A 22,545-nucleotide genomic window follows, 5' to 3' on the forward strand; every position below is an offset into this window, starting at 1 on the left:
GGTGGACCGCGAACAGTCCTGATAGCAGGTTAGGTGAGCATAACCTCAGCTGCTGTGACTTGGGCCGCTGAAGTCGGATTGACCCTGTTGAGTTAGGCAATCCTTACCTTACTATGCGAGCGGTCGCGGCTCCGCTGAGCCGTTCCACACCTATGGGGAGGCACGGACAGCTGTGTCGGGCAACACGCGTTCTTCCGCACCTTCTTCTGCGACTTCGACTTCTGCTTCGACGGCGCGGACGACATCCACGGAGGAGTACTGGCGGGAACGGTTCGCCGCACCGGCACCGCAGACCTCACTGCCGTTCGACTTCCCGCATCCGACGCGTCTGCGGGAGCCGCGGCCGCGTGCCGAACGGGCGTCCGCACCGGCGTCGGATGCGACCGGGCTCGCCGGGACGGCCGACGAGGACACCCTGCTCGCCGCCTTCGCCGCCCTGCTGCATCGCTACGGCGGCGGCGTGGCCCAGGATCTGACGGTCGCTCACCAGGGCCTGCCGCTGCGGCTGACGGTGCACGGGGACATGCCGTTCGCCGAGTTGCGCGAGCAGGTCATGCGGGCTCGCGCGCAGGCCACCGCCCATCGGCTGCCGACCGCGGAGCTGCTACGACTGCTCGCCCCCGAACCCGGCCGCGGCGGAGCCCTGTTGTGCTCGGCCGGCTTCGGCACCGCCCCCTGGGACGGCGGCGGCCCGCTGGACCTGGCGCTGTCCGTGAACGGCACGGAGGTGCGTGCGGACTACGCCGCCGACCTCTTCGAGCCCGCCACCGCCGACCGCGTCCTCGGCCACTACGCCACCCTCCTCGCCGACGCCCTCGACCGGCCCGGCACCCCGGTCGCCGACCTGGAACTCCTCGGCGCCGACGAGCGGCAGCTGATCCTGGCCGACTGGAACGACACCGCGCACGACGTGCCCGCGCTCACCTGGCCGCGCATGTTCGCCGAGCAGGTGGCCGCCCGCCCCGACGAAGTCGCCCTCATCCACGCGGACGTCCGTCTCACCTACGCCGAACTCGACGCCCGAGCGGCCCGGTTGGCACACGCCCTGGTCGCCCGGGGCGCCGGTCCCGAGCAGGTCGTGGCGCTCGCCGTGCCCCGGTCCGCCGACATGATCGTGGCGGAGGTCGCCGTACTGAAGACGGGCGCGGCCTACCTCCCCGTCGACACCGACTACCCGGCCGACCGCATCGCCTACATGCTCGACGACGCCCGTCCGGTCTGCCTCGTCACCACCGCCGAGACGGTCCCCGACCTGCCGCCGGGCACCGACCCGCTGGTCCTGGACGCCCCGGAGACCGTCGCCGAGCTGGCCGCCCACCCGGCCCACGACCCGGCCACCGCCGACGGGCTGACGGTCGCGCACGCCGCGTACGTCATCTACACCTCCGGCTCCACCGGCCGCCCCAAGGGCGTGGTGCTCTCCCACGCGGGCGTCGCCAAGCTGGTCGCCACCCAGCGCGAGCGGTTCGGGATCGGCCCGCACAGCAGGGTCCTTCAGTTCGCCTCGCCCAGCTTCGACGTGGCCTTCTGGGACCTGTGCCTCGGCCTGCTCTCCGGCGGCCGGCTGGTCGTCGTACCGGCCGACCGCCGGGTGCCCGGCGCGCCGCTCGCCGACTACGCCGACGAGCACGGCATCACCTTCATGATCCTGCCGCCCGCCCTGCTCGCGGCCATGCCCGACGACGTACACCTCCCGCCCACCGCCACCCTGCTGGCCGGCACCGAGCGGGTCTCGCCCGAACTGGTCGGCCGTTACGCGCGCGGCCGGATGATGTTCAACGCCTACGGACCCACCGAGGCCACCACCAACTCCACGCTCGGCCGCTGCGACCCGGACACCCCGGCCGGCACCATCGTGCCCATCGGCGTCCCCGACCCGGGCACCCGCGCCCACGTCCTCGACGACCGGCTGCGGCCCGTACCCGCCGGAGTGGTCGGGGAGTTGTACCTCGGCGGCGCCGGGCTCGCCCGCGGCTACCTCGGCCGGCCCGCGCTGACCGCCGAGCGGTTCGTCGCCGACCCGTTCGGCGCGCCCGGCGAACGGCTGTACCGCACCGGCGACCTGGTCCGCTGGAAGTCCGACGGACGCCTTGAGTTCCACGGCCGCGCCGACAGCCAGATCAAGATCCGCGGCTTCCGGATCGAGCCCGGCGAGATCGAGTCCGTGCTGCGCGCCCATCCGGCCGTCGACCAGGCCGCCGTCGTGGTCCGCGAGGACCGCCCCGGCGACCGCCGCCTCGCCGCCTACGTCGTGCCCTCGCTGGACGCCGCCGCCGAGGCCGCCGAGGCCGTGTCCGACTGGAAGGACCTGCACGAACTCCTCTACTCCGCCGCCGGATCCGACGGCTTCGAGGAGAACTTCGCGGGCTGGAACAGCATGTACGACGGCCTGCCCATCCCGCTCGCCGACCTGCGCGAGTGGCGGGACGCGACCGTCGCCCGGATCCGCGGACTGCGGCCCGGCCGGGTCCTGGAGATCGGCGTCGGCAGCGGTCTGCTGCTGTCCCGGATCGCCCCCGGGTGCGCCGAGTACGTCGGCACCGACCTCTCCGAGGAGGCGGTACGCGCGCTGCGCGCCCAGGTCGACGCCGTTCCCGAGCTGGCCGGCCGGGTCACCCTGCACGCCCGCCCCGCACACGAGCTGACCGGCCTGCCCGCCGGCCACTTCGACACGATCGTCGTCAACTCCGTCGTCCAGTACTTCCCGAGCGCCGACTACCTCACCGGCGTCCTGCGCTCGGCCGCGCAACTGCTCGCACCCGGCGGGTCGTTGTTCATCGGCGACGTCCGCAATCTGCGGCTGCTGCGGACGCTGGCCGCCGCCATCGAGTCGGGCCGGACCCACACGGAGTCCACCGACGACAAGGAGGCGCTGCGCGCGGCGGTCGACCGGGCCGTGGCCTGGGAGGGCGAACTCCTCGTCGACCCCGACTACTTCGCGACCCTGGACGGCTTCACCGCCGACATCCGCGTCAAGCGCGGCACCCACCACAACGAACTGACCCGCTACCGGTACGACGTCGTCCTGCGCCCGGCCGAGAGCCTGCCGGCGGCCGCCGACGCACCGCCGGGCACGGCGGCCGCCGACGCACCGCCGGGCACGGCGACTGCGACGGTCCGGGCGGGCTCGGCGACTCCCACGGCGCCGACGGACTCGACGGCCTCCGGCACGCCCACGGACCCGGCGACACCGACGCTTCCCGAAGCCTCGGTGGATCTCGGGGCGCCGACGGACTCCCCGCTCCAGGGCCCTGCCGCGGTGCCGGTGGCCGGGGTGGGATCCGGGGGCTTCGTGACCGAGGTGCCCTGGTCGGCGCTCGGCGGTCCACAGGGCCTTGCCGGGCGGCTCGCCGTCCTGGACGGTGCCGACCGCCTGCGCGTCACCGGCATTCCCAACGCCCGCCTCGCCCCCGACCTGGCCGCGCTCGGCGCCCTCGACGACCGCAGCCGCACCGGCAGCGCCGGCGTCGACCCGGAGGACCTGTACGAGACCGCCGCCCGGAGCGGCTGCCGGGCCGAACTCACCTGGACCCCGGACGCCGAGGACGGCAGCCTCGACGCGGTGTTCGCGCGCGGCGCCGACACCCCGCTCGGCCCGCTGTACGTCCCCGGCCAGGCGCACCCGCACGCCAACCGCCCGGCGCCGTTCCGCAACGTCACCGCGCTGATGGCCGGGCTGCGCGCGCACGCGGCCGAGTTCCTGCCCGAGTACATGGTCCCGGCCGCCCTCGTCCCGCTGGACCGGCTCCCCGTCACCCCCAGCGGCAAGCTCGACTCCGCCGCCCTGCCGGTCCCGGACTACGGCCTGCTCAGCTCCGGCCGGGCCCCGCGCACCGAACGCGAGCGGCTGCTCTGCGATCTGTACGCACGCGCCCTGCGGGTGCCCTCGGTGACCGTCGACGACGACTTCTTCGCGCTCGGCGGGGACAGCATCGTCGCCATCCAGTTGCTCGTCCTGGCCCGCCGGGCCGGTCTGGAGCTGACCCCGCGGGACGTCTTCCGGCACCGCACGGTCGCCCAGCTCGCCGGTGCCGCCCGTACCGCACCCGCCGAGGGCGCGACCGCCGAGGTGCCCTGGGACCCGCCGACCACCGGCGAACTCGCCGCGCTCCAGGGCGAAGACCCGCTCGCGGTCGCCGAGGTCCTGCCGCTCGGCCCGCTCCAGGAGGGTTTCTTCTTCCACGCCCTCGTGGACGGCGCCGAGCACGACGCCTATGTCGTGCAGCAGGTGCTCGAACTCTCCGGACCCGTCGACGGCGACCTCCTGCGGCAGGCCGCCCAGCGGCTCCTCGACCGGCACGCCCCGCTGCGCGCCTGCTTCCGCCAGCTCCCGGACGGCCGTCCGGCCCAACTCGTCGCCACCGGCCTCGACGTGCCGTGGCGCGAGGTCGACCTGTCCGCCCAGGACACCGCCGTCCGCGCCGGCCTCGCCGAGGCCGTCGCCGCCGACGAACGCGCCCGCCGCTTCGACCTCGCCCGCCCGCCGCTGCTGCGCTGCGCCCTGGTCCGCCTCGGCGCGGACCGCAGCCACCTGCTCCTGACCTTCCATCACATCGTCGCGGACGGCTGGTCGCTGCCCGTCCTGCACCGCGAACTCCTCGCCCTATACGGAGAGAAGCCCGCACCACTGCCCGAAGTCGCCCCGTACCACGGGTACCTGGCCCGCGTCGCACGCGCCGACCGCCGGGCCGCCCGGGACGCCTGGCGCACCGCCCTCGCCGGGATCGACGAGCCCACCCGGCTGGCCGGGACCCCGGCCGCCGGACCCATCGAGCCCGCCCAGCTCCGCGTCGAGGTGCCCGAGCGCACCACCGCCCGGCTCACCGCCCGCGCCCGCGAACACGGCGTCACCCTGGGCACGGTCGTCCAGGCCGCCTGGGGACTGCTCCTCGCCGGGCTGACCGGCCGCCAGGACGTGGTCTTCGGCACCACCGTCTCCGGCCGCGACGCCGCCGTGCCCGGCATCGAGTCGATGGTCGGCCTCTTCATCAACACCCTGCCCACCCGCCTCGGCTGGGCCCCCGCCGACTCCCTCGGCGCCGTCCTGGAACGCCTCCAGCGGGAGCAGAGCGCCCTGCTGGACCACCAGCACCTCGGCCTCGCCGAGATCCAGCGGGCCGCCGGACACGCGGGCGGCGGGGAACTCTTCGACACCCTGGTGGTGTTCGAGAACTACCCCGCCGAACCGGACCTCGCCGACCCCACCGGCACGGTCCGGCTGACCGGGCACGCCTTCCACGACGCCGTGCACTATCCGCTGGCCCTGATCGTCAAGCCCGGCCGCCGGCTCGACCTGCGTCTCAAGCACCACGCGAACCGGCTCTCCGGCGAGGCCGTGCACCTGCTCGCCGACCGGCTCACCCGGGTCCTGGACGCCCTCGCCGGGGACACCGCGCGCCCGGTCGCCGCCCTGGACCTGCGCACCGAGGCCGAGCGGGCAGCGGTGCACTCCGAGGGCGAGCTCCGCCCCGTAACACTGGCCACCCTGCCCGCCGCCGTCGCGGCGCAGACCGCCCGCACCCCCGACGCCACCGCGGTCGTCTTCGCGGGCACCACCCTCAGCTACGTGGAACTCGACGCCCGTGCCGAGCGGCTGGCCCGTCGCCTGCGGGCCCGCGGCGCCGGACCCGAGCGGTTCGTCGCCGTCGCCGTACCGCGCTCGGCCGAGCTGATGGTCGCCCTGCTCGGCGTGCTGAAGTCGGGCGCCGGGTATCTCCCGGTCGACCTCGACTACCCGGCCGACCGCATCGCGTACATGCTCGCCGACTCCGGCGCCCGGACCGTCGTCACCACGGCCCGGGACGCCGTACGCCTGCCGGCGGTGGACGGACTGGAGGCCGTGTACGTCGAGGACGAGGACGAGGTCGAGGACGCCGACGGGGACGGGCCCGCACGCGAGGGCGTACCGCGGTCCATACCCCTCGCCCCCGACCACCCCGCCTATCTCATCTACACCTCCGGCTCCACCGGCCGCCCCAAGGGCGTCGTCGTCACCCACCGGGCCATCGGCAACCGGCTCTCCTGGATGCAGGGCGCCTACGGACTCGCCGCCGACGACCGGGTGCTGCAGAAGACCCCGTCCAGCTTCGACGTCAGCGTCTGGGAGTTCTTCTGGGCCCTGCGGGAGGGCGCCGCGGTCGTGCTCGCCGCGCCCGACGGGCACCGCGACCCCGCCTACCTGGCCCGGCTGATCCAGGCCGAGGGCGTGACGACGACGCACTTCGTGCCGTCGATGCTGGACGCCTTCCTCGCCTCCGAGGAGGTCACCGCCGATCCGGCCTGGGCGGACGGCCTGCGCCGCGTCTTCAGCAGCGGTGAGGCCCTGTCCGGCGCGGCGGCCCGGCGCTGGCGCGACCTGACCGGCGTACCGCTGCACAACCTGTACGGTCCCACCGAGGCCGCCGTCGACGTCACGTACCACGCCTACGACGGCACGCCCGGCACCACCGTGCCCATCGGACGGCCCGTGTGGAACACCGGCCTGCGGGTGCTGGACGGCTGCCTGCGCCCGGTGCCCGACGGAGTGCCCGGCGAGCTGTACCTGACCGGTGTCCAGCTGGCCCGCGGCTACCACCGGCGCCCCGCCCTCACCGCCGACCGCTTCGTCGCCGACCCGTTCGGGGAGCCCGGCGCGCGCATGTACCGCACCGGCGACCTGGTGCGCCGGGGCCCCGACGGCACCCTCGACTACCTGGGCCGCACCGACCGGCAGGTCAAGCTGCGCGGCAACCGGATCGAACTCGGCGAGATCGAGGCCGCGTTGACCCGGCACCCGGCGGTGGCGCGCGGTGCCGTGGTCGTCCGCGACCAGCGCCTGGTCGCGTACGCGGTCCCGGCCACCGGTGCCGTCGCACAGCCCGCCGAACTGCGCGCCGCCCTCGCCGAGGCGCTGCCCGCACCGCTGGTCCCGGAGGCGTACGTCGTCCTCGACGACCTGCCGCTCACCCCCAGCGGCAAGCTCGACCAGGCCGCGCTGCCCGCCCCCGAGACCGAGCGCGCCGTCCGCCGCGAGCCCGCGGGACCCCTGGAGGAGCGGCTCACCCAGATCTTCGCCGCCGTCCTCGGCATCGCCGACGTCGGCCCGGACGACGACTTCTTCCGGCTCGGCGGCGACAGCATCAGCTCCATCGGCGTAGCCAGCCGGGCCCGCGCGGCCGGCCTGGACCTCACCCCGCGCGACGTCTTCACCCACCGGACCCCCGCCGCCCTCGCGGCCACCACCGGCACCGCCACCCGTGAAGCGCCCGCCACCGCTGCCGCCTTCACCCTCACCGACGCCGAGCACGCCCGGATCCGTGCCCTCGCCGCCCCGGCCGCGGTCGCCGACGTCTGGCCGCTGGCTCCCCTCCAGGAGGGCCTGTTCTTCCACTCGGCCTACGACCAGGGCGCGTTGGACGTCTACACCGTCCACGAGACCTTCGACTTCGCGGCCGGCCTGGACCCGGACCGGCTGCGCGCCGCCGCCCGCACGCTGCTGGACCGCAACCCGGGCCTGCGGGCCGGCTTCACCAGCGAAGGCCTCGACCAGCCCGTGCAGTTCATCGTCGAGACCCCGGAGATCCCGCTCGACGAGGTCGACCTCTCCCACCTCCCGGCCGACGAACAGGACCGCAGAGTCCGGGAGTTGACCGGCGCCGAGCGCGACCGGCGGTTCGACCTGTCCGCACCCCCGCTGTTCCGGCTGCTCCTGCTGCGCCTCGGCGCCGAGCGCGGCGACCGGCTCGTCATCGGCCGGCACCTGATCCTCTGGGACGGCTGGTCGGCCTGGCTCTTCCTCGACGAGCTGTTCGCCCTGTACGAGACCGGCGGCGACGCCTCCGCGCTGCCCGCCCCCGGCAGCTACCGGGACTACCTGACCTGGCTGGACCAGCAGGACGACCGGGCCGCCACCGCCGCCTGGCGCACCGCGCTGGCCGGTCTGGAGGAGCCCACTCTGCTGGCCCCGACGGCCGCCGACGGCCTCGAACCGGTCATCCCCGACCAGCTCGACGTACGCCTCACCGCCGAACTCGGCGACCGGCTGCGGGAGACCGGCCGCGCGCACGGCCTCACCCTGAACACCCTGCTCAACGCGGCCTGGGGACTCACCCTCGGGTCCGCGACCGGCCGCTTCGACATCGTGTTCGGCACCACCGTCGCCGGCCGGCCCAGCGAGGTCCACGACGTCGAGAACATCATCGGCCTGTTCCTCAACACCGTCCCCACCCGGATCGCCCTCGACCCCGCCGAGCCGGTCCTCGACCTGCTCCGCCGCATCCAGGGCGAGCGCCTCGACCTGATGCCGTACGAGCACCTCAGCCTCGGCGTGCTCCAGGCCGAGACCGGGCACCGCAAGCTCTTCGACACCCTGTTCGTGCTCCGCAACAACGACACCGAGGACCGGCTCGAAGAGCTCCGCACCCGGCACGGCGCCACCGCCGTCGCCAACGTCGACGCCACCCACTACCCGGCCAACCTCGTCATCACCCCCGGACAGCGGATCGCGGTCACCCTCACCCACCGGCCCGACCTGGTCCCGGCCGACCGGGCCCGCGCCCTGCTCGACCGCTTCACCCTCCTCGTCGACCGGCTCACCGCCGACCTCACGGCACCCGTGGGCTCCCTCGACCCGCTGCTGCCCGCCGAACACGCGGCCCTGCGCGAGGAGCGGGCGGCCGGCCGGGTCGAGGTCCCAGAGGAGACCGTCGCCGACCTGCTCGCCGCCCAGGCCGTCCGTACCCCGGACGCCAGGGCCCTGGTCCTCGGCGAGCGCGCGCTGACCTACGCCGAACTCGACGCGGCCGTCGACCGGATGGCCCGGCTGCTCATCGAACGCGGCGCCGGTCCCGAGCGGGTGATCGCGCTCGGCCTCGGCCGCTCCCTGGACATGGTGGTCGCGCTCTTCGCCGTCCTGCGCACCGGCGCCGCCTACCTGCCCCTGGAACTGGACCACCCGGCCGACCGGCTCTCCCTGATGCTGGCCGACGCCCGCCCGCTGCTGCTGCTCTCCACCGCCGCCGTCTCCGCGACCCTCGACGGCGACGACCTGCCGCGCGTCCTGCTCGACGACCCGGCGGTCCGGGACGAACTGGCCGGGCTGCCCGGCACCCCCGTCCGCCGCCGCTTCAGCCTCGAACACCCCGCCTACGTCATCTACACCTCCGGCTCCACCGGCCGCCCCAAGGGCGTCGTCACCCCCTACCGGGGCCTGACCAACATGCAGCTCAACCACCAGAAGGAGATCTTCGAGCCCGCGATCGCCGCGGCGGGCGGCCGGCGGCTGCGGATCGCGCACACCGTCTCCTTCGCCTTCGACATGTCGTGGGAGGAGCTGCTCTGGCTGGTCGAGGGCCACGAAGTGCACATCTGCGACGAGGAGTTGCGGCGCGACGCGGAGGCGCTGGTGGCCTACTGCCAACGCCACCGCGTCGACGTCGTCAACGTGACCCCCACGTACGCCCGGCTGCTGATCGAGCAGGGCCTGCTGGAGGGGCATGTCCCGCCGCTCGTCCTGCTCGGCGGCGAGGCGGTCCCGGAGACGGTGTGGGCGGCCCTGCGCGACACCGAGGGCACCTACGGCTACAACCTGTACGGGCCGACCGAGTACACCATCAACACCCTCGGCGGCGGCACCCTCGACAGCGCCACCCCCACCGTCGGCAAGCCCATCCGCGGCACTCGCGCCCACCTCCTGGACGCCTGGCTGCGCCCGGTGCCCGACGGGGTCCCCGGCGAGCTGTACATCGCCGGCATCGGCCTGGCCCGCGGCTACCTCGACCGGCCCGGCCTGACCGCCGAGCGGTTCGTCGCCGACCCGTTCGGGGAGCCCGGCGAGCGCATGTACCGCACCGGCGACCTGGTGCGCCGGGGCCCCGACGGCAACCTCGACTTCCTCGGGCGCACCGACGACCAGGTGAAGATCCGCGGCTACCGCGTCGAACCCGGCGAGATCGAGACCGCCCTCAGCCGCCACCCGCTGGTCTCCCAGGCCGCCGTCGTGGTCCGCGACGAACGCCTCGTCGGCTATGTCGTGCCCTCCGGCGCCGACCCCGCCGACCGCACCGCCGCCGAGGCCGCGCAGGTGGGGGAGTGGCAGGAGATCTACTCCGACGAGTACGAGGAGATCGGCACCGCCGTCTTCACCGAGCAGTACGACGGCTGGGACAGCTCCTACGACGGCCGGCCCATCCCCTTCGAGCAGATGCACGAGTGGCGCGAGTCCACGGTCGCCCGCATCCGCGCCCTGAACCCGCGCCGCATCCTCGAAATCGGCGTCGGCTCCGGCCTGTTGCTCTCCCGGCTCGCCCCGGAGTCCGAGGAGTACTGGGCGACCGACTTCGCCGCCCCGGTGATCCGCAAGCTCGGCGCGGAACTGCGGGCCCGTGACGCCGGGCTGGCGGCGAGGGTCGAACTGCGCTGCCGGCCCGCCGACGACCTCAGCGGCCTGCCCGTCGGCCACTTCGACACGATCGTCGTCAACTCCGTCATCCAGTACTTCCCGAGCATCGAGTACCTCACGGCCGTCATCGACGGCGCCATGGAGCTGCTCGCCCCCGGCGGCGCCCTGTTCGTCGGCGACGTCCGCAACCTGCGGCTCGCCCGCACCTTCCACACCGAGATCCAGCGCGCCCGCGGGACGGCGGCGGCCGACCTGGAGCGGGCGGTGGAGCGCGGACTGCGCCTGGAGAAGGAACTCCTCGTCGACCCGGACTACTTCACCACCCTCGGCTACGGAGTCGACCTGCGCACCAAGCGCGGCCGGCACCACAACGAACTGACCCGGCACCGCTACGACGTCGTCCTGTACGCCGGAGAGCCGGACCTCCGCCTCGACGACGCGCCGTCGGTCGAGTGGGCCGCGGCCCACGCGGTGGGCGAACTCGTCCACGGCAACCGGACGTCCGAGGCCGTCGGCCGCCTGCTGGACGGCATCGGGCAGCTCACCGCCCGGGTCGGCCGACGCCCGGCCGCCGAACGGCCCGGGGCGCTGCGCGTCACCGGCATCCCCGACGGCCGCACCCACGAGGACGGCGTCGACCCGGAGACCCTGCACGCGCTCGGCGCGGAGGCCGGACACCGCGTGCTGACGACCTGGTCGGAGCGGACCGGCAGCTACGACGCCGTCTTCCTGACCGCCGAACACCCCCGCACCGGCGGCCTGTTCCGCCCCGGCGGCGGTACCGTCCCCTACGCCAACGACCCCACCGCCGCCCGCGAGACCAGCGCCCTGGTCCGGCGGCTGCGCGAGGACCTCGGCCGGGAGCTGCCCGAGTACATGGTCCCGGCCGCCTTCGTCACCGTCGACGGCCTGCCCATGAACGCCAACGGCAAGCTGGACGTGCGGGCCCTGCCCGAGGCCGAACCCGCCGTCGCCCTCGGTGGCGGCCGCGGCCCCCGCACCCCGCAGGAGGAGGTGCTCTGCCGCCTGTTCGCGGAGGTGCTCGGGCTGCCCGAGGCCGGTGCGGAGGACAACTTCTTCGACCTGGGCGGCCATTCGCTGCTCGCCACCCGGCTGGTCAGCCGCGCCCGCACCGAACTGGGCGCCGAACTCGCCATCCGTGACCTCTTCGAGGCCCCCACCCCGGCCCGGCTCGCCGCCCGGGTCGGCTCGGCAAGCCCGGCCCGGCCGCCCGTCACCCCGGTGACCGACCGGCCCGCCCGGATCCCGCTGTCCCCGGCCCAGCGCCGGCTGCTGCTCGTGGAGCAGATCACCGGCAGTGGCGTCGCCTACAACTTCCCGCTGGTCTTCCGGCTGCGCGGCGACCTCGACACCGGGGCCCTGCGCGCCGCCCTGCGGGACGTGGCCGCCCGCCACGAGGCGCTGCGCACCGTGTTCCCGGCTCACGACGGCGAGCCGTACCAGCGGATCCTCCCCGCCGAGGACGCACACCCGGCCCTCACCGTCGCCGAAGCCACCGAGGAGGAACTGCCCGCGCTCATCGAGGCGGCCCAGCGCCGGCCCTTCGACCTGGCCGCGGAACTCCCGCTGCGCTGCGAGGTGTTCCGGCTCGCGGACCACGACCACGTGGTGGCCGTCGTGCTGCACCACATCACCACCGACGAGTGGTCCGACCGGCCGTTCCTCGCCGACCTCGGCACCGCCTACGCGGCCCGCCGCGCGGGTGCGGCCCCGGACTGGGCACCGCTGCCCGTGCAGTACGCCGACTACACCCTCTGGCAGCGGGAGCTGCTCGACGCCACCGGCGAGGTCCAACTCGCCTACTGGACCACGGCCTTGCGCGAGCTGCCCGAGGAGCTGGCGCTGCCCGCCGACCGGCCGCGCCCCGCCGAGCCGACCGGACGCGGCGGCAGGGTCCGGCTGGAGCTGCCCGCCGCCACCGGCCTCGCCCTGCGCGACCTCACGACGGCCACCGGCACCAGCATGTTCATGCTGTTCCAGGCCGCCACCGCCGCGTTGCTGCACCGGCTCGGCGCGGGCGACGACATCCCCCTCGGCGCACCCATCGCGGGCCGCACCGACGAGGCGCTCGGCGACCTGGTGGGCTTCTTCGTCAACACCCTGGTGCTGCGCACCGATCTCTCCGGCGACCGGCTGACCTTCCGTGAACTGCTCGGCCGGGTACGGGAGTCGTCGCTGTCCGCCTTCGCGTACCAGGACCTGCCCTTCGACCGGGTGGTGGAGGCGCTCAACCCGCCCCGGGTGGCCGGCCGCAACCCGCTCTTCCAGGTCATGCTCGGCTACCACCACCGGCCCGACGGCGACCCCGACGTGCTGGGCCTGGCCACCGAGTGGTCCGACATGGACACCGGCATGGCCAAGTTCGACCTGCACTTCACCTACGTCGACGAGTCCGACCGCGTGGTCCTGCTCCTGGAGTACGCCACCGACCTCTACGACCACGGCACCGCCGAAGCCCTGGCCGACCGGGCCGCCCGGCTCCTGGCGCACGCGGCCGCCGCACCGGACGCCCCGCTCGGGGACCTCGGCCTCCTGGACGAGGACGAGCGGGCCCGGGTCCTCGCCGACTGGAACGACACCGCCCGTCCGGTCCCGGACCTCACCCTCCCCGAGCTGTTCCGCGCCCAGGCGGCCCGCACCCCCGACGCCACCGCCCTCGTCTTCGAGGGACAGCGGCTCACCTACGCCGAGCTGGACGCCCGCGTCGAGCACACCGCCCGGGTCCTGGCCGGTCTCGGTGCGGGCCCGGAGCGCACCGTCGCCGTCGCCCTGCCGCGTTCGGCGGACCTCGTCACCGCCATCCTCGCCACGCACCGCGCCGGTGCCGCCTATCTGCCGCTGGACCCGGAATACCCGGCGGACCGGCTCGCCCTCATGGTCGAGGACGCCCGCCCGGTGTGCGTGATCCGCGACGCCCTGCCCGCCGGCCCGGAGGGCGAGCTGCCGTCGTCGTACGACCCCCGCCATCCCGCGTACGTCATCTACACCTCGGGCTCCACCGGCCGCCCCAAGGGCGTGGTCGTCCCGCACGAGGGCATCGCCAACCGGCTGCTGTGGATGCAGGACACCTACCGGCTCGGCGCCGACGACCGGGTGCTGCAGAAGACGCCGGCCGGCTTCGACGTGTCGGTGTGGGAGTTCTTCTGGCCGCTGATCACCGGCGCCGCACTGGTCGTCGCCCGGCCCGAGGGCCACCGCGACCCGGCCTACCTGGCCGCGCTGATCCGCGAACAGGACGTCACCACCGTCCACTTCGTGCCCTCCATGCTCCAGCTCTTCCTGGAGGAGCCGACGGCCGCGAGCTGCACCGGGCTGCGTCAGGTGATGTGCAGCGGCGAGGCGCTTCCCGCGCCGCTGGCCGCCCGGTTCGACCACGTCCTGCCGGACGCCCGCCTGTACAACCTCTACGGTCCGACCGAGGCGTCCGTGGACGTCACGGCGATCGAGATCGTTCCGGGTGCGGCGGTCGTCCCCATCGGTCGGCCGGTCTGGAACACCCGTGTGTACGTTCTCGACGCGGGGCTGCGTCCGGTGCCGCCGGGCGTCCCGGGTGAGCTGTACCTGGCGGGTGTGCAGCTGGCCCGCGGTTATCTGGCCCGGCCCGGCCTGACGGCCGAGCGGTTCGTCGCGGACCCGTACGGTCGGGCGGGGGCTCGTATGTACCGGACGGGTGACCTGGCCCGGTGGACGGCCGACGGTGTGCTGGAGTATCTGGGGCGTACCGACGACCAGGTCAAGCTGCGCGGGTTCCGGATCGAACCCGGTGAGATCGAGGCGGTGCTCGCCGCCCACCCGGCCGTCGCCCACGCCACCGTCACCGTGCACGCCCAGGCACTCGTGGCCCACGTCGTCCCCGCCGCGGGCGCCGTGGTGGACGCGACCGCCCTGCGCGGCCACGCCGCCGCCGTACTCCCCGCCCACATGGTGCCGGCCGCCTACGTCACCCTCGACACGCTGCCGCTCACCCCGAACGGCAAGCTCGACCGCAAGGCCCTGCCCGCCCCCGAGTTCACCGCGGGCACGGGCGACGGCACCGCGCCGCGCACCGCGCGCGAGGAGATCCTCGCCGCGCTGTTCGCCGACGTCCTGGGCCGCGAACGGGTGGGCGTGGACGACGACTTCTTCGCGCTGGGCGGCCACTCGCTGCTCGCCATGCGCCTGGTCGGCCGTATCCGCACCGCACTCGGCACCGACCTGACGGTCCGCGCCGTCTTCGAGGCACCGACGGTGGCCCTGCTCACCGCCCGCACCGGCACGCCGGCCACCGGATCGCGTCCCGCCCTCGCCGTCCCGCGCCCGCGCCCCGAACTGCTTCCGCTGTCCTCCGCCCAGCGTCGGCTCTGGCTGCTCGCACAGGTCGACGGGGCGAGTACGGCGTACAACCTGCCCTCGGCCTGGCGGCTGGCAGGCCCTCTCGACCGGAACGCCCTCCAGGCCGCCCTGAACGATGTGGCGGCCCGGCACACCCCGCTGCGCACCGTCTTCCCGGCGGTCGACGGAGTGCCGTACCAGCGGATCCTGCCGGACGCCCAGGTTCCCCTGGAGACAGCGCCGTTCGGGGAGCTGACGGAACGGGCCGCGCACCTCTTCGACCTGGAACGCGAACTCCCGGTCCGGGCAACTCTGTTCGAGACCGGGCCCGACGAGCACGTGCTGCTGCTCCTGCTGCACCACATCGCCACCGACGAGTGGTCCGACCGCCCGCTGCTCGCCGACCTGGCCACCGCCTACGCGGCCCGCACCGCCGGACGCGCCCCCGACTGGGCCCCGCTGCCCGCGAGTTACGCCGACTACACGCTCTGGCAGCGCGACCTGCTCGCCGCGACCGAGACGGAGCTGCTCGCCCACTGGACCGAAACCCTGCACGGGCTGCCCGCCGAGCTCGATCTGCCCACCGACCGGCCGCGCCCCGTCGAGCCCACCGGGAGCGGCGGCACCACCGGCTTCACCGTCCCGCCCGCCCTGGCCGGCGCCCTGCGCGGCCTGGCCCGCGCCCACGGCGTCAGCATGTTCATGGTGGCCCAGGCCGCCGTGGCCACCCTGCTGCACCGGCTCGGCGCGGGCGACGACATCCCGCTCGGCGCCCCGGTGTCCGGGCGGACCGACGAGGCACTCGAAGACCTCGTCGGGTTCTTCGTCAACTCCCTTGTCCTGCGCACCGACCTGTCCGGCGACCCCACCTTCGCCGACCTGCTGGCCCGGGTCCGGGACACCGACCTCGCCGCCTACGAGCACCAGGACCTGCCCTTCGAACGGCTGGTGGAGACCCTCAACCCCGAACGCTCCCTGGCCCGGCACCCGTTGTTCCAGGTGATGGTCGTCCACCTCGCCGGACAGGGCGCCGGACCCGCGCTGCCCGGCCTCACCGCCCGCCGCGAGACCGTCGGGCAGGACAGCGCCAAGTTCGACCTCAGCTTCGACTTCGTCGAGCAGGGCGAGCACATCGACGGCTGGATCGAGTACAGCGCCGACCTCTTCGACGAGCGGACCGCCGAACTCCTCGCCCGCCGCCTGGAGTCCCTGCTGGCCCAGGTCGCCGCCGACCCCGGCCGCCGCGTCGGCACCCTCGACGTGCTGCGTGACGACGAACGCGCTCTCGTCCTCGCCGACTGGAACGACACCGCCCGTCCGGTCCCGGACCTCACCCTCCCCGAGCTGTTCCGCGCCCAGGCGGCCCGCACCCCCGCCGCCCCGGCCGTCGTCTTCGAGGACACCTCCCTCACCTACGCCGAACTCGACCGGCGCGTCGAACGGCTCGCCCACACCCTGGCCGCGCACGGCGCCCGCGCCGAGACGACCGTCGCCGTCGCCCTGCCGCGCTCCGTCGCCCTCGTGGTGACCCTGCTCGCCGTGCACCGCGCGGGCGCCGCCTACCTGCCCCTCGACACCGGCTACCCGGCCGATCGGCTGGCGTACACGCTCACCGACGCCCGTCCGGCCTGCCTGGTCACGGGAGACGGCGTGACCGTTCCGGACACCGGCGTACCCCGCCTCACGGTGACCGCCGACGGCACCCCCGACCACCCGGCCGACGCCCCCCTGCCGGCCTCCTACGACCCCCGCCACCCCGCGTACGTCATCTACACCTCGGGCTCCACCGGCCGCCCCAAGGGCGTGGTCGTCCCGCACGAGGGCATTGCCAACCGGCTGTTGTGGATGCAGGACACCTACCGGCTCGGCGCCGACGACCGGGTGCTGCAGAAGACGCCGGCCGGCTTCGACGTGTCGGTGTGGGAGTTCTTCTGGCCGCTGATCACCGGCGCCGCACTGGTCGTCGCCCGGCCCGAGGGCCACCAGGACCCGGCCTACCTGGCCGCGCTGATCCGCGAACAAGGCGTCACCACCGTCCACTTCGTGCCGTCCATGCTGCGCGCCTTCCTCGACGAGCCCGCCGCCGCCGGCTGCACCGGGCTGCGTCAGGTGATGTGCAGCGGCGAGGCGCTCCCGGCCGCTCTCACCCGCCGTTTCCACGGGGTGCTCGACGCCCGCCTGTACAACCTCTACGGTCCGACCGAGGCGTCCGTGGACGTCACGGCGATCGAGATCGTTCCGGGTGCGGCGGTCGTCCCCATCGGTCGGCCGGTCTGGAACACCCGTGTGTACGTTCTCGACGCGGGGCTGCGTCCGGTGCCGCCGGGCGTCCCGGGTGAGCTGTACCTGGCGGGTGTGCAGCTGGCCCGCGGTTATCTGGCCCGGCCCGGCCTGACGGCCGAGCGGTTCGTCGCCGATCCGTACGGTCGGGCGGGGGCTCGTATGTACCGGACGGGTGACCTGGCCCGGTGGACGGCCGACGGTGTGCTGGAGTATCTGGGGCGTACCGACGACCAGGTCAAGTTGCGCGGGTTCCGGATCGAACCCGGTGAGATCGAGGCGGTGCTCGCCGCCCACCCGGCCGTCGCCCACGCCACCGTCACCGTCCTCGACGACCGGCTCGTGGCCCACGTCGTCCCGGCCCCCGGCGCCACGGTGGACCCCGCGGCCCTGCGGGTCCACATCGCGGCCGCCCTGCCCGAGTACATGGTCCCGGCCGCCGTGGTCACCCTCGACGCCCTGCCGCTCACCCCGAACGGCAAGCTCGACCGCAGGGCCCTGCCCGCCCCGGACTTCGCCGCCGAGGTGACCGACACCCGGCCGCGGACCCCGCTGGAGGAGACCCTGGGCGCCCTCGTCGCCGAGGTGCTCGGCCTCGAACGGGTGGGTGTGCAGGACGACTTCTTCGCCCTCGGCGGGGACAGCATCGTCGCCATGCAACTGGTCGCGAGGGCCCGCGCCGCCGGGCTGGCGTTCAGTCCGCGCGACGTGTTCCGGCACAAGTCGGTGGCGGGGCTGGCCGCGGTCGCGACGACCGCGGTGGACGAACGGCACGCCACCGCCGCCCTGCTCGACCTCACCGACGCCGAACGCGCCGAGGTCGCCGCCCTGCCCGCCGGCACCGACGTGCTGCCGCTCTCCCCGCTCCAGGCCGGACTGCTCTTCCACGCGGCCCTGGACTCCGGCGACGACGGCCCGGACGTCTACACCGTCCAGATCTCCTACGACCTCGAAGGCCCCGTCGACGCCGACCGGCTGCGCACCGCCGCACAGGACCTGCTCGACGCCCACGAGAACCTGCGCAGCGGCTTCCGGTACCTGTCCTCCGGACGACCGGTGGCCGTCGTACCGCGCACCGCCGTGCTGCCCTGGCGGCAGCTCGACCTCACCGACGGGGGCGCCGACCCGGGCGACGAGGCGGTCTGGACCCGGCTGCTCGGACAGGAGCGGCGCCGCTTCGACCCCGAACGCCCGCCGCTGCTGCGGCTGTTGCTGGCCCGCACCGGCCCGGACCGGAACCGCCTCGTACTCTCGCACCAGCACCTGCTCCTCGACGGCTGGTCGCTGCCGCTGCTCGCCGCCGAACTCTGGGCGCGCTACGAGGGCCGCACACCGGCTCCGCCCGCCCCCTACCGGGAGCACCTGCGGCTGCTGGCCGCCCAGGACCCGGCCGCCTCCGCCGCCGCCTGGGCCGGGGCCCTCACCGGCCTCGCCGAACCCACCCGGCTCGCGCCCGCCGACCCCGACCGGGCCGCCGCCGTCCCGCACACCCACACCGTGGAGCTGGACGCCGGCCGGACGGCGGAGCTGGAGGCGGCCGCCCGGCGTGCGGGCGTCACCGTCAACACCCTGGTCCAGGCTGCCTGGGGCGTGCTCCTCGGCAGGCTCACCGGACGTGACGACGTGGTGTTCGGCGCCACCGTCGCGGGCCGCTCGCCCGAACTCGCCGGATCCGAGGCGATGATCGGCCTGTTCATCAACACGATCCCGGTCCGGGTGCGGATCCGCCCCGAGGAGAGCACGGCCGCCCTCCTGGAACGGCTCCAGGACGAACAGTCCCGGCTCATCGCCCACCAGCACCTCGGCCTCGCCGACATCCAGCGCACCGCCGGACTGGGCGAACTCTTCGACACACTGGTGGTGTTCGAGTCGTACCCGGTGGCGGAACCCGACCACGACCCGGGTGACGCGCCGCGCGCCACGGTCCGCGAGCACGCCGACTCCACCCACTACCCGCTGGCCTGGGCCGTCGAGCCCGCCGAACGCCTGCGGGTGACCGCCGAGTTCCGCCCCGACCTGTTCGAGGCGGCCACCGTACGGCGGATCACGGACGCCCTGACCGGCCTGCTGACCGGCATGGCCGCCGACCCCGGGCGCCCCGTCGGCCGACTCGACCTGCTCGGGTCCGCCGACCGGTACACCGTCCTGGAGACCTGGAACGACACCGCCCTCCCGGCCGCCGAACGCCTCGGCACGGTACCGGCGCTGTTCGCCGCCCAGGCCGCCGCCACCCCGGACGCGGTCGCCGTCACTGACGGCCGCACCACCTGGACCTTCGCCGAACTCGACGCCCGCAGCTCCGAGTTGGCGCGCGTCCTGGCCGGGCACGGCGCCGCACCCGAGCGGATCGTCGCCCTCGCCCTGCCCCGCACCGCCGACCACATCGCCGCGATCCTCGCCGTCATGAAGGCGGGCGCCGCCTATCTGCCCCTCGACCCCGACCTGCCCACGGCCCGTCTCGCCGGCATGCTCGCGGACGCCCGCCCGGTACTCGTCCTGGCCACCGCCGAGACCGCCACCGGCCTGCCCGCCACCGACACCCCGGTCCTGCTCCTCGACGCCCCGGCGAACGGCCTGCCGGACGGCCTGCCGCGGGCCGAACCCACCGCCCCCGGCCCCGACCACCCCGCCTACGTCATCCACACCTCCGGGTCCACCGGCCGCCCCAAGGGCGTCGTCGTCACCCAGCGCGGTATCGCCAACCTCTTCCACAGCCACCGCCACGACCTGCACGACCTCGCCAAGGAGCGCACCGGGCGGCGCCACCTGCGGGTCGGGCACGCCTGGTCGTTCTCCTTCGACGCCTCCTGGCAGCCGCAGCTGTGGCTCCTCGACGGCCACGCCCTGCACATCGCCGACGACGAGACCCGCCGCGACCCCGAGCTCCTCACCACCTTCATCCGCGACCGGGGCATCGACTTCATCGAGGTCACCCCGTCCCTGCTGGCCCGGATGGCCGACAGCGGCCTGATCGGGCCCGGCGGCGACTGCCCGCTCGCGGTGGTCGGCTTCGGCGGCGAGGCCGTCCCCGAGTCGCTGTGGAACCGGCTGGCCGCACTCCCGGACACCGAGGCGGTCAACCTGTACGGCCCCACCGAGGCCACCGTCGACGCCCTCGTCGGCCGGGTCGGCGACAGCGCCCGACCGGTCGTCGGCCGCCCCGTCCACCACTCCCGCGCCTACGTCCTGGACACCGCCCTGCGCCCGGTCCCGCCCGGCGTCACCGGCGAGCTGTACCTGTCCGGACCGGGCCTGGCCCGCGGCTACCTCGACCGGCCCGACCTCACCGCCGAACGCTTCGTCGCCGATCCCTTCGGGCTGCCCGGCACCCGCATGTACCGCACCGGTGACCTGGCCCGCTGGACCGAGGACGGGCTCCTGGAGTTCGCCGGACGCACCGACGACCAGGTGAAGATCCGCGGCTACCGGGTCGAACTCGCCGAGATCGAGGCCGCGTTGGACGCCCACCCGGCGGTGGCGCAGAGTGTCGTCGTGACCCGCGAACACCGGCCCGGAGTACGCCAGTTGATCGCCTACGCGGTCACCGGTGGCGCCGACGGCACGGGCGGCACGGACGGCACGGGCGGCACGGGCGGCGTGGAGTTGCGTGCGTACGCCGCCGCCCGCCTGCCCGACTACATGGTCCCGGCCGCCGTGGTCGTCCTGGAGCGGCTGCCGCTGCTCTCCAACGGCAAGCTCGACCGGGCCGCCCTGCCCGCCCCCGACTTCAGCGCGTCGGGCGGTGGCCGGGTGCCGGAGAACGACACCGAGCGCGTCCTGCGCGACCTGTTCGCGGACGCCCTCGGCCTGCCCGCCGAGGCGATCGGCACGGACGACGACTTCTTCGCCTTCGGCGGGGACAGCATCGTCGCCATGCAACTCGTCGCCCGCGCCCGCTCGGGCGGCCTGCGGGTCACCCCCCGCCAGGTCCTCCAGCACCGCACGGTCGCCGGCCTCGCCGCCGTCGCCGTCCCGCTGGGCGCCGACGACCGGCGGGCCACGCACGACGACGGCACCGGCAGCGTCCCGCTCACCCCGATCATGCGCGCCCTGCTCGACCGCGGCGGCCCGGTCGCCGCCTACCATCAGGCGGCCCTGCTCCGCACCCCGGCGGACCTCACCGAACCCGGCCTGCTGGCCGTGCTCGGGGCGCTCGCCGCCCGGCACGACATGCTCCGGGCCCGGCTCGTCCGCACTCCGGAGGCCGCGCTCTCGGTACCCGCGGCAACCGACACCGACGTACGAACCTGGCTCACCCGGGTCGACGTACGCGAGGCAGTGACGTCCGAGGCCGTCGCCTTCGGGGCCGTTCCCGACGAGGCCGTCGCCTCCGGGGCCGTGACGTCTGAGGCCGTCGCCTCTGGAGCCGTGACGTCCGAGGCCGTCGCCTCCGGGGCCGTTCCGGACGAGGCCGTGCTGCGGGACGTCATCGCCCGCCACGCGCCGGCGGCCCTCGCGGGACTCGATCCCGAGGCCGGGGCGATGGTGCGGGCGGTCTGGTTCGACGCCGGCCCGGACCGGCCCGGACGGCTGCTGCTCCTCGTCCACCACCTGGTGGTCGACGGCGTCTCCTGGCGCGTACTGCTGCCCGACCTGGCCACCGCCTGGTCGGCCGTCCGCGGTGGCCGTACCTCCGAACTGGCGCCGGTGGAGCTGTCGTTCGCCCGCTGGTCCCGGCTGCTCGGCGCCCGGGCCTGCGAACCGGCGGCCGAGGACGAGCTGCCCTGGTGGACCTCCGCCCTCGCCGCGGGCGCCGACCTGCCCCTGGCCCGCCCGCTCGACCCGGCCCGGGACACGGTCGCCACCAGCCGCCACCTGTCCCTCTCCCTGCCGGCCGCCGTCACCGGCCCGCTGCTGAGCCGGGTGCCGGCCGCCTTCGGGGCGAGCGTCAACGACGTCCTGCTCACCGCGTTCGCCCTCGCCGTCGGCGACTGGCGGGCCCGGACCCTGGGCGCGGCGGGCACCGGCGGCCCGGTCCTGGTCGACCTGGAGGGCCACGGCCGCGAGGAGGAACTCGCGGGCGACGCCGACCTGTCCCGCACGGTCGGCTGGTTCACCAGCGTCGTCCCGGTACGGCTCGACCCCGGTGCCTGCGGCCCCGACGCCCTGGCCGGCGGACCCGCCCTGGACGCGGCGGTGGCCCGGATCCGCGACCACCTCACCGCCCTCCCGGCGGCCGGCATCGGCCACGGCCTGCTGCGCCGGCTCAACCCCGCGACCGCCCCGCTCCTCGCCGAACTCGCCGAGCCGCAGATCGAGTTCAACTACATGGGCCGCTTCGACCGCCCCGCGGCCGCCGACTGGTCCTACGCCGCCGAGGAGGACGCCGCCGACCTCGATCCCGACGCCGATATGCCGATGTCGCACGCGCTCACCCTCAACGCCCTCACCGAGGACCGCCCCGAGGGGCCGGAACTCGGCGCGCACTGGTCGTACGCGGCCGGACTCCTCACCGAGGACGCGGTACGGGAGCTGGCCGGGACCTGGTTCCGGGCGCTGGAGGCGCTGGTAGCACGCGCGGACGAACTGAACTGACCGTCCGCACCCACCGAACA

General features: G+C 74.8%; 1 protein-coding gene. It reads left to right on the top strand.

Features of this window, described 5'->3' with window-relative positions; genetic code table 11:
• The first annotated feature begins 172 nt into the window (after positions 1–172).
• Positions 173–22,525, top strand: a complete 22,353-nt coding sequence (locus tag IEZ11_RS09980) for a non-ribosomal peptide synthase/polyketide synthase (protein ID WP_189262308.1) — start codon at positions 173–175, stop codon at positions 22,523–22,525.
• Positions 22,526–22,545 lie beyond the last annotated feature (20 nt).

The organism is Streptomyces fuscichromogenes (assembly GCF_014645815.1).
GTDB lineage: Bacteria > Actinomycetota > Actinomycetes > Streptomycetales > Streptomycetaceae > Streptomyces > Streptomyces fuscichromogenes.